The sequence below is a fragment of the Pyxidicoccus sp. M6 genome (assembly GCF_055568925.1).
In genome coordinates this window covers 11,747,169-11,760,923 of sequence record NZ_CM145714.1, presented here as the reverse complement: position 1 = coordinate 11,760,923, position 13,755 = coordinate 11,747,169, and the positions used below count along the sequence as shown (strand labels likewise).

Below are 13,755 nucleotides of genomic sequence, written 5' to 3'. Positions count from 1 at the left end.
GTCAGGCCTCGCGGCGGTTGCCGCCCTCGAGCTCGTTGTTGGCGTACAGCTTCACCACGTACTGCGCGGAGAGCTGCTGGGTGTGGTGGGCCGGCACGGTGAGACGCCAGCGCCGCCCGCCCTCCAGCGTCTTGCTGCCGCGCTCCTGCTGCGTATAGGGCTCCCACGCCGGCGTGACGGCGCCCTCTTCCACCACCACCTCCGCGTCGGGCGCGGGCTGGGGAATGCGCTCGCGGACCTCGCAGGTGATTTCCCGGTCCAGGTTGTTGGCCAGGTCGATGACGACGTCGTGCCACAGCTCCGTCGTCGCCACGATTTTGGAGCCGCTGCGCTGCTCTCGGAAGCGGGTGTTGCGCGCGCAGCGGATGGCCTGCTCGACGCCGAGGCCCAGCTTGAAGTTGCCGCGAGGCGCCACGGTGGGCAGGGTGGTGGACAGCACGTACTCGCCGCCCACGTACACCTCGGCGGGACCGGCCAGCATGGGGGCGGGCAGCGGGTTCTGCACCTCGGCCTGCCGGTACACGTTCGAGTCCTCGCGCGGCACGGCCACGTAGAGGACGCTGGCGTCACCGGTGCGCGCGCCCATCGCCACGGAGTGGAAGACGCCGTCCGAGGGGACGTCCACGGTGGCCTCGGCCGTGTAGCTGAAGTCGAAGCGGCTGGACGCATTCCTCACGTCGGCGGTGCCGCCCGGCAGTGGCGCGGAGGCCATGCGCTGGGCGCGTGTCTCCGCCTCGGACACTGCGGCCATGACGTCGAACGTCACCTCCACCTGGAAGCGCGCCAGGGTCTCCAGATAGAAGCGGCGCGCGTCCATGGGCTGGAGTCGGTTGCGGTGCGTGCCGTCCGACGCGGGGGCGAGCCGCAGGTGCGTGAAGACCACCGCCTCCAGGCCGGCCTGCGTGGGCCCGGCGCCATACCCCTGGGCGGGTCCGCCCCGGTCCGCCTTCTCCATCTTCTTCGAGAGCTCCCTGCCACGGCTCACGGAGCGCATGGGCGCCGAAGCGGAGCCAGGCATCATGGCCCTGGGCGCGGGAGGAGGCGGCGGGGCCATGGGGCCGGCGGCCACCGCCACGGGCTCATCGAGCATCTCCTCCATCGCGTCCCGCTCCGCGTAGACCTTCATGGCGGGGGCGGCGAGCTCCTTCTCCATGCCCCCTTCGTCGTCCACGACTGCGCTCATGTGGACGTCCGGCTCCGACGGGACGGGAGGCTCCAGGCTCTCGAGGTCCACGGGCGCGTGGAGGGAGGGAAGCGGGAAGGACGAGGGCGTGGGCAGCTCGCGCAGCAGCGTCTGCCGGTCCCGGTCGAAGTCGGAGAAGAGCGAGGCGGCGCCCTGCGGCGGCGGCCGGAAGCCCGCGCGCGCGGGAGGCGGTGGCTGCGCGCGGCCGATGCGGATGGAGGACAGCTCGGGCAGCTCCGTCCAGCTCAGTGGGGCGGCGGTGGAGAGCACCAGCTTCACGCCGCTCCAGTCCTCGCCGGAGTGCTGGCCGATGAGGGCGCGCATGACCAGCTCCACCTGCCGGCAGTCGCGCGTCAGGCGGCACTGGTAGCTGGGCGCCCAGCGCGCGCCGGGGACGAAGTACTCCACGGCGAGGCTCGCGCGGGAGAGCGCGGCGCCCGTGTGACGGAGCTGCACGTGCACGGACTTGTAGAGGTCCCTCGCCGTCACCTGTCGCGCGGTGGAGGCCTGGGCCAGCTTCTGTTCGAGGACGGCCACCTCCTCGCGCAGCTTGCGGAGCTGCTCGTTGAGGGCGCGCATCTCCGCGAGCCGGGACTGGGCGCCGTCGTGGGTGAACTGCTCCAGCGCCATGCGCGCGCCGAGGGGCGAGGCCGGTGGGGGCTTGCCCTCCTCGGGCTTCGGGCGCGGGGGCACGGTGATGTTGGAGAAGACGTTCAGCTCCCACTGGCGCTGGCGGATGTGGCTCTCCACCGTCCGCGCTTGCTGCCGCAGTGTGCGCAGCGCGGCCTGGTCCACCGTCTCCAGGGGCGTCTCGCGGGGCGGCAGCCAGAGGCCCACGCGCACGTTCGTGGCCGTGAGGTCCGCGCCGTCGCCGTGGGTGGACAGCACCCGAACGCGCACGGTGGGGTCGAACAGCGACAGCGGCAGGCGGGGGATTTCGAGCTCCCCGGGGGCGCGGCCCTCGGGGCAGTCCAGCGACAGCAGCCGAGTCACCCGCGCGCCCTGCTGGTAGAGCGTCACGGTGTCGATGCGGGATTCCACGACGGGCATCGGTACTCCCGGTCAGGGGTAGGGCGCCCACTTTCTTCCGGAACCGTCAGCAGCCACAAGGTTGACGCACGCTGCCTTGCTTGCTCCTACGTTCCAGGTCATCCGACACCCCGGGCGCGCGGAGGCCGCGCGCGGGTAGGCTGAAGCCTTATGGAACAGGTCCATCGCGAGAGTGCCGGGCGGATGCGCTCGTTGCTCTCCAACGGCCAGTCGAGCCCATCCATCTTCCGGACGGCCCTGACGAACGTGCCCGCGGCCGAGCGCGATGCATGGCTGGACCTCGTCCTGGGGCTCGACACGGTTCCCGACGATGGTCCCGAGCTGCCGCGCGGCTGCGTCCCATACATGCCGTGTCCGGTGGATGCCGTGCTTCGGATGGTGGAGCAGGCGGAGGTGCGGCCCGGTGATGTGTTCGTCGACGTTGGCTCGGGCGTTGGACGGGTGGCCGCGCTGACGCACCTGTTGAGCGGGGCGGCGTCGATTGGCATCGAGATTCAGCCGGAGCTCGTCCGCGCATCCCGCCAGCTCGCTGAGCGCTTGAATGTGTCGCGGCTCTCGGTGGTCGAAGGTGACGCGGCGAGGCTCGCCGGAGACATCACCATCGGTTCGGTCTTCTTCCTGTACTGCCCCTTCAGTGGTGAGCGCCTGGAGCAGGTGCTGGATGGGCTCGAGTCGGTTGCACGGACGCGACAGATTCGCGTCTGCAGTGTCGACTTGCCGCTCCCGACGCGTCCGTGGCTGACGCTGGTGTCTCCGCCCTCCGGAGACCTTGCCGTCTACAAAAGCCCCGAGGTCCCGTAGCCGCCACCTGGCCCTGGTGCTCGCGGTGCTCGCGGTGGCGGTCCTGGCTCTCGAGCGCCGCGCCCGAGCCCCGCGCTCCATCAGCACCCTGAACCCGCTTCGCAACCTCTGCTCGCCTTTGAGCGGCATGGTCTTGGGACCATCCACTTCGCGAGCCTCGGGTGGAGTCATGTCCTTCTCGGGGACGCGAGAGCCTTGTTGGGCGACATTCTTGTTTGGTTCGATTTAATGATTATTCGTGTTTTGCTAGTATGCGCGTGGCTCCGAGCCGGAGCTGAATCCCACCGAGGAGTCGCGCATGAAACGTCTCACCCGGTACCTCCCCGTCCTGTTCCTGTCCTTCTTCCTTTCCCAGCGCGCCGCGGCGCAGAGCGAGGACGGGCCCTTCGTGAACCGCCAGCACCTCTCCGACTATTGGGCCGTGGCGGGCGCGGGTAGCGCCTACGCCATCCATGTGTTCCTGAATCAGTACCTGGTGCATTCGCACTTCGGCTTCGGTCCGGCGCTCGGGAAGCAGTACTTCCAGTGCTCGGACGGTCTGATTCGCAAGGACTGCAACTCGATACAGGGGCCCTTCCTTTCGTCCGACGCCGCCGTGGCCTACGTGGACAATCTTGTCGGTAGCGCGAGCACGCACGTCACCATCGTGCTGGACAGTACGACGCTCCGGCTCGGCTTCGGCCCGCTGTATGGCTACTTCAAATTCAAGACGTGCTACGGCCAGTACTACGGCGGGAACCTCCTGAGCTATGTGGTGCTGGAGCAGGGCTTCGCCGGAGGCACGACGCTCCCCGGCATCGCCTGCCTGCCGCCGCCGTGAGGTAGTCGGACGAGGGCAGTTTTCTTCAATACGCCGAGGGGGACTGGTTCCTACCTTGGCGTGTCATGAGCCTGTTTCTCTCCATGGCGGGCTTCGCGCTCGCCGCGTCCATCTCTCCCGGTCCGGTCAATCTCGTGGCCCTGAGCTCCGGGGCCCAGTACGGCCTGCGGGCCAGCATGCGCCACGTCACGGGCGCCACCGTCGGCTTCACCCTGCTGCTCGTGCTCACCGGCCTGGGCCTGCACGAGCTCTTGAATCACTGGCCCTGGTTGCGCACCGCCATCCAATGGGGTGGCGTGGGCTTCCTGCTGGTCATGGCCTGGAAGCTGGCCGCCGATGATGGACGGCTGGGTGAGGACAAGGCAGGGCAGGGGCCTTCATTCCTCCATGGCGCGGCCATGCAATGGCTCAATCCGAAAGCGTGGCTGGCCTCGCTGGCGGGAATGGGCGCGTACGTGGCCCATGGCGAGGCGCTGCGCGTCTGGCAGTTCTCGGCCATCTACTTCGCCATCTGCTACGTCTCGATTGCCTGCTGGGCCTACGCCGGCACGTTCCTGCGCCACTACCTGCGCGAGGCGAAGTGGGTGCGGTGGTTCAATCGGCTGATGGCGGCGTTGCTCGCCGGCAGTGCCCTGTACCTGCTCGAGCTCTGACGCCTATCCCCGGTATTGGCCGGGAGTCGCGGCGAGGACGCGTTTGAATGCCCGCTGGAAGTGCGCCTGGTCGGCGAAGCCGGCGTCCAGCGCGACGTCGGCAATCATGTGGCCGCGCTTGAGGCGTGTGCGTGCGTACTGGATGCGGCGATTGACCAGATAGGCATGGGGCGTCATGCCGTAGCGCTGCTTGAATGAGCGCGTCAGGTAGGACGGGGACAGGTCCGCCGCCGCGCAGATGTCTTCCAGCTTCAGCGCGCGCGTGCAGTTGTCGCGGATGAAGTCGGCCGCGCGCTTGAGCTTCTGGTTGTCGTCGCGCGGCACGCCCGGTGCTGGATTCAGGACCTGCTGAACGCGCGAGAAGAAGGTGATGGCCGCGCTGTGCTTGTGCAGGTGCTCGGCCCGGGTATCGGTGAGGATGCCGTAGAGCCGGTTGAAGCCGGCATAGAGCCTGGGCTCGGTCGTCAGCAGGGTCGAGAACGGGGTGAAGTCCCGGTTGGGGCTGAAGCCCAGGTCGCGCTGGAGCGTGGTGAGCCAGGGCACATCCACGTAGAGCATGCGATACGACCAGGGCTGGTCATCAATCGGGTTGCAGGCGTGGACCTCCTCGGGGTTCATCACCACCACGGCACCGGCGCCCACCCGTTCGCGCATCTTCCCGTTGAGATAGGTGCTGCGGCCGCCGGTGATGACCCCGATGGAAAAGGTCTCATGGGAGTGCTTGGCGTAGCAGACCTTGCGCCCGTCCCGAATCGAGCGGCCTTCGATGAAGGGGAGTCCGTCGTCCCGCCAGAATGACGGGGCGGCGGACTCGGTCTGTGCTGCCATCACATCGTTCGCCACGCGCGTCCTCTCGCTTCGGAGTTGCTCCGCCCAGGTTAGCACCCTGGGACCTGGAGTCGCGTCGAGCGGAGGCCGTCGCGGTTCAGTCAGGTCGGTTACGGTCCACCTCCTTTCTCTCGCGCATCGCCTCGCGGACGGCGAGCAGGCGCTGCACCAGCTCGTCGAGCACCCTGCCGCCCACTTCCTCCGCCCGGCGCTCCGCTTCGAGCACCTTCGGCTCCAGCTCGCGCCAGCGGTCCTTCAAATCCATGCCGGCCAGGTGGAGGTCCAGGCGGATTTCATCCCGAAGCGTCTTCAGGCGCTCCATCCGCTCCTGCGTGCCCTGCTGAACCCGTGCGTTGTTCATGGCCGTTTCCTCCTGCGGGCCTTCTCGGTCTCGCCGCTCCCTCGTGGTGCATTTCGCGGACCATGACGCTTCAGAGGAGAGGGCCTTGGACGGGGCGAAAAAGCTGCGTTTGCGCGCCGCTGCTCCGGCAGGCGTTGCGTTGCGCCCACGGAGTCGCGCGCCCGGTACGGGAAGGTCGCCATCTGCTGAACGGTCCGGCTGGCGCCGAAGTCGGTGCGCCACCCACTTCCGCGAGTTAAAGCAGGGCCCCCATTCCGGAGACCCCCATGACGATTTCCATGTCCTCGGCCAGCGTGCCCATCTTTGTCTCGATGCTCGGAAACCTCTCGAAGTGTCTCGCCAAGGCCCGGGCCCACGCGGAGGCGAAGAAGTTCGACCCCAACGTGCTGGTGACGGTGCGGCTCGCGCCCGACATGCTGCCCCTCAAGAACCAGGTACAGATTGCCTGTGACTCGGCGAAGTTCTGCGTGGCGCGCCTCGCGGGGACGGACGCGCCTGTCTTCGAGGACAACGAGGCCACCCTGCCCGAGCTCGAGGCGCGCATCGCGAAGACGCTCGCTTATCTGGAGTCGGTGCCGCGCGAGAAGCTGGACGGCACCGAGGAGAAGCAGGTCAGCGTGCCGAGGCGCGGAGGCGAGCCGCTGAAGTTCTCGGGAGAGCAGTACCTGAAGCACTACGCCCTGCCGAACTTCTTCTTCCACGTCACGACGGCGTACGCGCTGCTGCGCCACAACGGCGTGGACCTGGGCAAGTTGGACTTCCTCGGCGGGCGCTGAGCCGCTCCCGTGTCTCAGCGCGCCCGGGCGCAGCCCTACCCGGGCGCGGTGAAACGCAGCGCCTCCCGGCAGCGCACGAGCGCCTGGATGAGGCGCTCGACGTCCTCCGCGTCCAGGTCCGCGCGCATGGCCAGCCGTAGCACCTCGCGCCCCACGGGCATGAGGGGCCCCTGGAAGACGGAGATGATGAAGCCCTCGCGCCGCATGAACTCCAGCACCTGCGTCCCCACGCGTGCGTTGCGCAGGGGAATGGCGAGGATGGGCGTGTCCGTGTGGCTCACCAGCTCGAAGTCCGCCTGCTCCAGCCGCTCGCGCACCTGCCGCGAGACTCGGCGGACCTGCTCGCGGCGGCGCTCGCCATGCTCGCCGGCCACCAGCTCCAGCACCTTCACCGTGGCCGCGGCAATCCACGGAGCGATGGGCGCGGAGAAGACGTGCTGCGGGCTGCAGAACTTCAGCAGGCTGGCGAGGCCGGAGTCGTTCATCACCACGTAGCCGCCCGGCTGGCAGAACACCTTGGTGAGCGTGCCCATGAGCATCAGCCGCTCCCGGTAGCGCTCGAAGCCGGCGACCTGGGCGGTGATGCCGCGCCCCTGGGGGCCGAGCGCCCCCACCGCGTGCGCCTCGTCCGCGTAGAGCATGCAGTCGTAGGCCTCCGCCAGCCGGCACAGCGTGGCCATGTCGAACTCGCGGCCGGTGGCCGACTCCACCGTGTCCGTGAGGATGATGCGCACCGCCCTGTCTCCATGCGTCTCCAGGGACTGACGCAACAGTTGCTCCAGGTGGCCCGCGTCGCCGGTGCGATACGTGTACGCGGCGCACGCTTCGGGCTGGAGCTTGCGCGCGAAGCGGATGCCATGGCGCGCGGAGAAGTGCAGGTCTCCGTCCATGAAGAAGAGCGTGGGCACCTCCGTGGTGGCCCTCATGGGAGCCACCTCCTGGTGCATGCGGATGAAGTGGCTGTGCGTCCTCAGCCCCAGCGCCTCCATGATGGAGAAGTTGGTGCCGTAGCCCGCGCTGAAGGTGATGGCCGCGCCCCCGCCCAGGTGGTAGCGCGCCAGGGCTTCCTCCAGCGCGTGGGACTGCTCCATCTGGATGATGGCCTCGCTGCCGGGAATGCCGCAGTCATGCTGGGCGAGGCTCTCCGCCATCAGCGCCTTCACCTTCGGGTCCGAGCCCAGCGCCAGGTAGTCCAGCCCCGACAGGTCCACCGCGCGCGCGCCGCGCAGCTCCAGGTGCTTGCCCCCGAAAGGCCCCCGCGTCCGGTGCCGGGGCTCGAACATGGCAACGGACTCCGCTCCCTTCCGGAAGGCTGCGCCCTCGCTCTGGAGAATCTGGATGGTTCCCATGGCCGGATATCCGCCTTCCGTGTTTAAGCAGTCTTTATTGACATAATAGTAATTCAAGAACAGGCTGAAAATCACAACTCCTTCTCGGAGGTCGACGTGAGCGAAGCGGGCGACACCGGCACCCCGGCGTTCCAGGCGCTCATGAGCGCGTTGCGTCAGCGGGGCGGTTACAACCTCATCGCGGACGAGGCCGCCGAGCTGGTCCCCGCGGAGGTGTTGCGGGAGGACCGGCGTCAGCAGGACGCGTACCTGGACGCCCAGGGCATCCGGCAGGAGCAGAAGCCCATCCCGTTCATCGGGTTGCCCTACGTCGTCACGCAGCGCGCCTTCGAGCGGATGGGGAGCCGGTTCCGCCAGCTCTTCGATGTGCTGGAGCGCGTCATCGACCTGTACCTGGAGGAGCCGGCGGTGCGGGAGTTCTTCCGGTTCGAGCCACGGCACGAGCGGCTCATCCGGATGGGAGCGCCCTACCGGCCGCGCATCCAGTACTGCCGCTATGACTTCACGCTGGGGCCGGACGGGACGCCCCGCATCTACGAGCTCAACACCCATTCTCCGGCGGCGTCGACGTACGCCTGTCACTTCGGACAGATGCTGGCGCGCAGCCAGACGCTGGCGACGCTGCGGGAGCGGGGGCTGCATCCGCTCCAGTCTCCGCTGGAGCGGCCGGGCTCGTTCGCGCGCGCCATGCTGGGCTCGGCGGCGAAGTCGGGTTACCTGCGCGGAGGTGTCGGCAACGTGGCGGTGCTGAACAGCCGCTACCTGACGATGAACACGGAGCTGGACCACATCGCCGAGCAGTTCCGCGCGCAGGGCTGCACCGCGGTCCGGGGCTTCGTGGAGGATTTGCGCTTCGAGGGAGGCCGGCTGTACCTGGGCGAGGTGCCGGTGTCGCTCGTGTACAACAAGTACGACGACTCGCGCGGGCCGGATGCGTACGAATGCGCGTTCAGCCGCACGACGGCGGAGGTGCGGGCGTACCTGGACGCCTATGAGGCCCAGGCGATGCTCGCCATCAACTCCTTCCCGAGCATGTACCTGACGGAGCAGAAGAGCGCGCTGGCCTTCCTGTGGAGCCCGCTGCTGCACAAGCACCTGGGCCGCGAGGACATCGCCCTCATCGAGGCAATCGTCCCGCGCACGCGGCTGGTGCGCCACCTGGACGCGGCGGCGATGGCGGAGGTGGTCGCCCACCGTGAGGGCTACGTGCTCAAGCGCTCGCTGGACACGCGGGGGCGCAGCGTCGTCATCGGCCGGAGCACGGCGCCCGATGCGTGGGCGCGCCTGGTGGTCGATGCTCGCGCGGAGCCGCCCGGTGATGACTTCGTGTTGCAGGAGCTGGCCCTGGCCGAGCCGAACATCACCCGGCGATTGGAAGGCGAGGTGCCCACGCAGGTCTTCACGTCCCTGGCGTGCTTCCTCTTCTGTGGAGAGCCCGCGGGGCTCATCGTCCGCACCTCCGTGGAGGAGACGACCAACGTGGGCCGGCGCGGCTTCATGCAGCCCCCCTTGCTCATCGAGGACCCGTCATGGACCCCATCCTCCATCCGCTCGTAGTCGACTCCGCGATTGACGCGCGGGCCGTGCTGGACGGCTTTCGCGCGCGGCTTTCGAGCAAGGCCTGGGCGCGTGAGACTCCGGACACGTTGGTGGCGCCCGTGTGGTCCGCGGCCTCGTCGGTGGCGCGCTTCGAGAAGCGGCTGGTGGCGCTGTTTCGCGCGCACTGCAAGGTGCTGCATGCCCTGATGATGGGGGACCCGAGGGGCGGGCCGTGGGACGAGTACGTGAGGCTGCAGCGCGTGGGGGCCGCTCAGCGACTGGACTGGCCGGTGCTGGGAGAGGGTGAGGCGCTGGAGCCGGAGATGCTGCTGTCGGAGCGGGCCGCTCGGTTTCTCTTCGGGCGTCCGGACATCGTGCTGGGGCCGGACGGGCCGAAGGTGGTGGAGACCAACTTCGACACGGCGGTCGGCGGACAGGAGCGGCCGGACGACATGTGGACGATGGCGGCCGAGCTCTTCTCTCCGCCGTCCGAGTACCTGGCGACGGGGCGGCCCCTGGCGGGCATGCGCGACTACTTCGCGGAGTGGGCGGAGGGAAGCCCGTGCCAGGTGCATTGGGTGATGAAGAATGACGATGCGGTGCGCAGGGAGCTGGCTCCGCTGCTGGCCACGCTCAATGACAACCCGCACCGTGTCGAGCACCTCATCCACTACGCGGGAGATGCGCTGGCTCCTCTGAGGACGGATGTGCCGTCCTGGCTGCACCGGGCCTGTTCCATCTATTCGGTGAACCGGGACCGGGAGCGGTTCGCGGAGCTGCTGGCGCATCTGGCGCCGGTGGTGAAGGGCTGCACGGTGCCCGTGGTGCTGTCACTGCTGGAGTCCAAGCTCTTCCTGGCGTGGCTGAGCGACCCGGCGGCCCGGCCCGGGACGATGACGGCGGAAGAGCACGAGGCGGTGGACACGCTGGTGCCGTGGACGCGGGTGCTGACGCTGCTGGACGGGAGCGAGCGCGAGTGGGTGCGGCGTAACCGGGGAGACTTCATCCTCAAGAAGACGGACTCGCACCAGGCGCGGGATGTCTTCTTCGGCTGCAACCTCTCCGGCGAGGAGTGGTCGTCGTTGCTGGAGGCGAGGGAGCGGGAGCCCGCGGAGGTGGATGGCTCCTCCAACATCTGGGTCATCCAGGAGCGTGTGCGCCCGAGGGAGTTCAACCTGCTGGAGTACACGGACGCGGGGCACGTGGAGCGCCGCACGGGCCTGTCGTGCTGCCCGTACCTGATGGGCGGCAGGCTGCGCGGCCTGGAGACGTGGGTGACGCCGTCCACTCCCGACATGAAGATGATTCGCCACATGCAGTTCGTGGCGCACTTCATCCGGCGCTCCGTCTGAAATCTGGCACGCATGCGGGCAACCTGGAGCCCACGCTGAAGACAGACATCAACCTCCGGACGCTGGTGGGCCGCGGAAGCGGCGAGGCGTTCCAGATGCACTTCGAGGGTGACGGCTTCGTCGTGGTGCAGCCCTACGAGGAGCTCAGTCCCCTGATGCACAGACGTTGACGCGCCGCGGGCCTGTCCGCGAAACCTGGATTGACCGTATTTACAATAAAAGCTAATTCCACGGCCTGTGCGAGGGCTTCCGCTCCCGGTGCCCGCACGTTCCCCGAGAGGCCGAATGAAACTGAAACTGACCCAGGCGGTGAGTGCCATCTCCCTGCTGGCCGCGGCATGCGGCCCGATGCCGGAGGCGCAGGAGTCCGACCCCGAGCAGCTCGGCAACTCGGCGCAGATGATTCGCCGTGCCCGGGCCGTCCCCAACGAGTACATCGTCGTGCTGCGCGACTCCAGGCAGGAGGTCCGGCAGCAGGGGGCGGCGAACATCGCCCAGGAGCTGGTGTCCCTCAACGGGGGCAAGGTGCTGCGGACCTATGAGCACTCCATCCACGGCTTCCATGTGAGCATGAGCGAGGCCGAGGCGCAGCGCCTCCTGTCCGACCCTCGCGTGGCCTATGTGCAGGAGAACGGCCTGCTCCACGTGTCGGCGACGCAGACCAACGCGACCTGGGGCATCGACCGCATCGACCAGCGCGACCTGCCGCGCAACAGCTCCTACACCTACAACGTCGATGGCACCGGCGTGCATGCGTACATCATCGACACCGGCATCCGGCTGACCCATACCGAGTTCACCGGTCGCACCAGCAACGGCTACGACTTCATCGACAACGACAGCGACCCCACGGACTGCCATGGCCATGGCACGCACGTGTCGGGCACGGTGGGCGGCACGACCTGGGGCGTGGCGAAGAAGGTCACCCTCCACGGGGTGCGGGTGCTCGACTGCACGGGCTATGGAAACGACGCGCAGGTCATCGGGGGCATCGACTGGGTGGCGGCCAACCACGTCAAGCCCGCGGTCGCCAACATGAGCCTGGGCGATGTCGCCATTCCGGCCATCGATGACGCGACAGAGCGGCTGATTGCCGCGGGCGTCACGACGGTGGTCTCCGCCGGTAACGACAGCGACAACGCCTGCGACTACTCGCCGGCCCGCACGCCCAATGCCATCACCGTGGGCTCCACCACCAGCAGCGATGCGCGCTCGTCGTTCTCCAATTACGGGACGTGCGTGGACATCTTCGCTCCGGGCTCGAGCATCACCTCGGCCTCGAACTCCGGCAACTCGGCGAGCACCTCGATGAGCGGCACGTCCATGTCCTCGCCGCACGTGGCCGGCGCCGCGGCGCTCTACCTGAGCGCCAACCCCACCGCGACGCCCGCGCAGGTGCGCGACGCGCTGGTGAACAACTCCACGCCGAACAAGGTCACCAGCCCGGGCACCGGCTCGCCCAACAAGCTGCTGTACACGCTCTTCATCACCGGTGGCGGCAGTGACACCACTCCGCCCACGACGTCCATCACCTCGCCCACGGGCGGTGCCACGCTGAGCGGCACCGCGAGCCTGAGCGCCAGCGCCTCCGACAACGTGGGCGTCTCGCGCGTGGAGTTCTACGCGGGCACCTCGCTGTTGGGAACGGCGACGAGCGCGCCGTACAGCCTCTCGTGGAACACGACGACGGTGGCCAACGGCACCTACGCGCTGACCACGAAGGCGTATGACGCGGCGAACAACGTGGGCACGTCGGCCACGGTGTCCGTGACGGTGAACAACGGCACGGGCTCCTGCTCCATCTCCGAGCAGCTCCTGGCCAACGCGGGCTTCGAGAGCGGCGCCACGGGCTGGACCACCTCGACGGGCGTCATCGACGGCACCACGTCGGGCAGCGCGCCGCGCACGGGCACGTACAAGGCCTGGCTGAACGGCGCTGGCACCACGCGCACCGAGTTCGCGTACCAGGACATCACCATCCCCTCCACGGCGTGCAGCGCCACGCTCAGCTTCTGGACGCTCATCACCACGTCGGAGACGACGACCACGACGGCCTACGACAAGCTGGCCATCCAGGTTCGCAACAGCTCGGGCACGGTGCTGGCGACGCTGGCCACCTACAGCAACCTGAACAAGGGCACGGCCTGGGTGCAGCGGACGTTCGACCTGGCCGCCTACAAGGGCCAGACCATCCGTGTCTACTTCAACGGCACGGAGGATTCGTCCCTGGCGACGAGCTTCTTCATCGATGACACCTCGGTGAGCATCGTCCGGTAGCAGGTCAGGCGGCGCGGACGGCCCTCGGGTCGTCCGTGCCGCCATCGAAGCGGTTCGCATGAGGCGGGCGCCGAGCCGCCGGTGTACGAAGTCCCCGAGCAAGGGCATGCTGCCCTTCGAGCCGAGGACATGCCGCCGTGCGTGCGTGCAGCTCCTGGCTCCCCTGGAGACCGTGTGATTCGAGCCCGCTTCTTCGCCGTGACCGTTGCCGCCGTGTTCCTGACCCTCGCCCTCGCCCCTCTGGCTGATGCGGCGCCAGCCGGAGCGCACGCGCAGGATGAGGCCGCCCTCCGCAAGCTCGTGTCCGAGCAGGCCGAGGCCTGGAACCGCCAGGATGCGGCGGCCTGGAGCAAGGACTTCGTCGACGACGCCGTGTTCATCAACATCGTCGGCACCATCTTCAATGGCCGCGCCGAAATCGAGAAGCGACACGCCTTCGTCTTCGACACCCTCTTCAAGGGCAGCCACAGCGAGGTGACGGTGCGGAGGGTGCAGTTCCTCGACGGAGGCGTGGCGGTGGTCGACACGGAGCACAGCGTGACTGGCTACAAGGGGCTTCCTCCGGGCGTGCAGCCCACCACGCCGGGCGTGCTGCGAACCCAGATGCGGTACGTGTTGAAGAAGACTCGCGGGCGGTGGCTCATCGTCGGGGGGCAGAACACCGACGTGAAGCCCGCGCCCGCGCCTGCTCCGGCCGCGACCCAGCCCGTGGTCGACAAGCCCTGACGGCAGCGGGCCTCTGGCGCGGTGCCGGTGGATGGCTCAC

The 13,755-nt window shown here is 68.4% G+C and carries 12 protein-coding genes; 8 read left to right on the top strand and 4 right to left on the bottom strand.

What is annotated here, in order from left to right; genetic code table 11:
- Nucleotide 1 precedes the first annotated feature (1 nt).
- A complete protein-coding gene (locus ACVTJA_RS46260) occupies nt 2-2,233 on the bottom strand; it encodes a mucoidy inhibitor MuiA family protein (RefSeq protein ID WP_465830470.1) in 2,232 nt (743 codons plus the stop codon).
- Nucleotides 2,234-2,416: 183 nt separating this feature from the next.
- On the opposite strand from ACVTJA_RS46260, the gene ACVTJA_RS46255 reads away from it, so the two are divergent.
- From ACVTJA_RS46255 to ACVTJA_RS46245, 3 genes are all read left to right on the top strand, one after another.
- Nucleotides 2,417-3,034 (top strand): hypothetical protein, encoded by a 618-nt coding sequence (locus ACVTJA_RS46255; protein ID WP_465830468.1) that lies wholly within the window; start codon nt 2,417-2,419, stop codon nt 3,032-3,034.
- A 298-nt stretch (nt 3,035-3,332) separates the two neighbouring features.
- Nucleotides 3,333-3,854, top strand: a complete 522-nt coding sequence (locus tag ACVTJA_RS46250; RefSeq protein ID WP_465830466.1) for a hypothetical protein — start codon at nt 3,333-3,335, stop codon at nt 3,852-3,854.
- Between the two features lie 65 nt (nt 3,855-3,919).
- Nucleotides 3,920-4,507, top strand: a complete 588-nt coding sequence (locus ACVTJA_RS46245) for a LysE family translocator (protein ID WP_465830464.1) — start codon at nt 3,920-3,922, stop codon at nt 4,505-4,507.
- Nucleotides 4,508-4,510: 3 nt separating this feature from the next.
- Here the strand turns inward: ACVTJA_RS46245 and ACVTJA_RS46240 are convergent, their stop codons facing one another.
- Nucleotides 4,511-5,350, bottom strand: a complete 840-nt coding sequence (locus tag ACVTJA_RS46240) for an AraC family transcriptional regulator (RefSeq protein ID WP_465830462.1) — start codon at nt 5,348-5,350, stop codon at nt 4,511-4,513.
- An 82-nt stretch (nt 5,351-5,432) separates the two neighbouring features.
- Nucleotides 5,433-5,696, bottom strand: a complete 264-nt coding sequence (locus ACVTJA_RS46235; protein WP_465830460.1) for a hypothetical protein — start codon at nt 5,694-5,696, stop codon at nt 5,433-5,435.
- 266 nt (nt 5,697-5,962) lie between these two features.
- Between ACVTJA_RS46235 and ACVTJA_RS46230 the strand changes: the two genes are divergently transcribed.
- Nucleotides 5,963-6,472 carry a DUF1993 domain-containing protein gene (locus tag ACVTJA_RS46230; RefSeq protein ID WP_465830459.1) on the top strand — a complete coding sequence of 170 codons (510 nt, stop codon included), beginning with the start codon at nt 5,963-5,965 and terminating at the stop codon, nt 6,470-6,472.
- Between the two features lie 35 nt (nt 6,473-6,507).
- On the opposite strand, the gene ACVTJA_RS46225 is transcribed toward ACVTJA_RS46230, so the two are convergent.
- Entirely contained in the window at nt 6,508-7,821 is a 1,314-nt protein-coding gene (locus tag ACVTJA_RS46225; RefSeq protein ID WP_465830457.1) for an aminotransferase class I/II-fold pyridoxal phosphate-dependent enzyme, read from the bottom strand.
- A 96-nt stretch (nt 7,822-7,917) separates the two neighbouring features.
- Here ACVTJA_RS46225 and ACVTJA_RS46220 point away from each other — a divergent pair, with 96 nt between their 5' ends.
- The 4 genes from ACVTJA_RS46220 to ACVTJA_RS46205 all read left to right on the top strand — a co-directional run bounded on the left by ACVTJA_RS46220 (nt 7,918) and on the right by ACVTJA_RS46205 (nt 13,715).
- Complete coding sequence (locus tag ACVTJA_RS46220) at nt 7,918-9,378, top strand: hypothetical protein (protein ID WP_465830455.1); 1,461 nt, start codon at nt 7,918-7,920, stop codon at nt 9,376-9,378.
- Nucleotides 9,351-10,712, top strand: coding sequence for a hypothetical protein (locus tag ACVTJA_RS46215; RefSeq protein ID WP_465830453.1), 1,362 nt, complete (start codon nt 9,351-9,353; stop codon nt 10,710-10,712). The genes ACVTJA_RS46220 and ACVTJA_RS46215 overlap by 28 nt, the downstream gene beginning before the upstream one ends.
- 285 nt (nt 10,713-10,997) lie before the next feature.
- Entirely contained in the window at nt 10,998-12,989 is a 1,992-nt protein-coding gene (locus tag ACVTJA_RS46210; protein ID WP_465830451.1) for a S8 family serine peptidase, read from the top strand.
- Between the two features lie 174 nt (nt 12,990-13,163).
- Nucleotides 13,164-13,715 (top strand): SgcJ/EcaC family oxidoreductase, encoded by a 552-nt coding sequence (locus ACVTJA_RS46205; RefSeq protein ID WP_465830449.1) that lies wholly within the window; start codon nt 13,164-13,166, stop codon nt 13,713-13,715.
- The last annotated feature ends 40 nt before the right edge of the window (nt 13,716-13,755 follow it).

Coding starts and splice junctions, on each gene's coding strand:
- ACVTJA_RS46225 (WP_465830457.1), bottom strand. CDS start 7,821: ATGGGAACCATCCAGATTCTCCAGAGCGAGGGCGCAGCCTTCCGGAAG.
- ACVTJA_RS46235 (WP_465830460.1), bottom strand. CDS start 5,696: ATGAACAACGCACGGGTTCAGCAGGGCACGCAGGAGCGGATGGAGCGC.
- ACVTJA_RS46230 (WP_465830459.1), top strand. CDS start 5,963: ATGACGATTTCCATGTCCTCGGCCAGCGTGCCCATCTTTGTCTCGATG.
- ACVTJA_RS46215 (WP_465830453.1), top strand. CDS start 9,351: ATGGACCCCATCCTCCATCCGCTCGTAGTCGACTCCGCGATTGACGCG.
- ACVTJA_RS46210 (WP_465830451.1), top strand. CDS start 10,998: ATGAAACTGAAACTGACCCAGGCGGTGAGTGCCATCTCCCTGCTGGCC.
- ACVTJA_RS46250 (WP_465830466.1), top strand. CDS start 3,333: ATGAAACGTCTCACCCGGTACCTCCCCGTCCTGTTCCTGTCCTTCTTC.
- ACVTJA_RS46260 (WP_465830470.1), bottom strand. CDS start 2,233: ATGCCCGTCGTGGAATCCCGCATCGACACCGTGACGCTCTACCAGCAG.
- ACVTJA_RS46255 (WP_465830468.1), top strand. CDS start 2,417: ATGCGCTCGTTGCTCTCCAACGGCCAGTCGAGCCCATCCATCTTCCGG.
- ACVTJA_RS46245 (WP_465830464.1), top strand. CDS start 3,920: ATGAGCCTGTTTCTCTCCATGGCGGGCTTCGCGCTCGCCGCGTCCATC.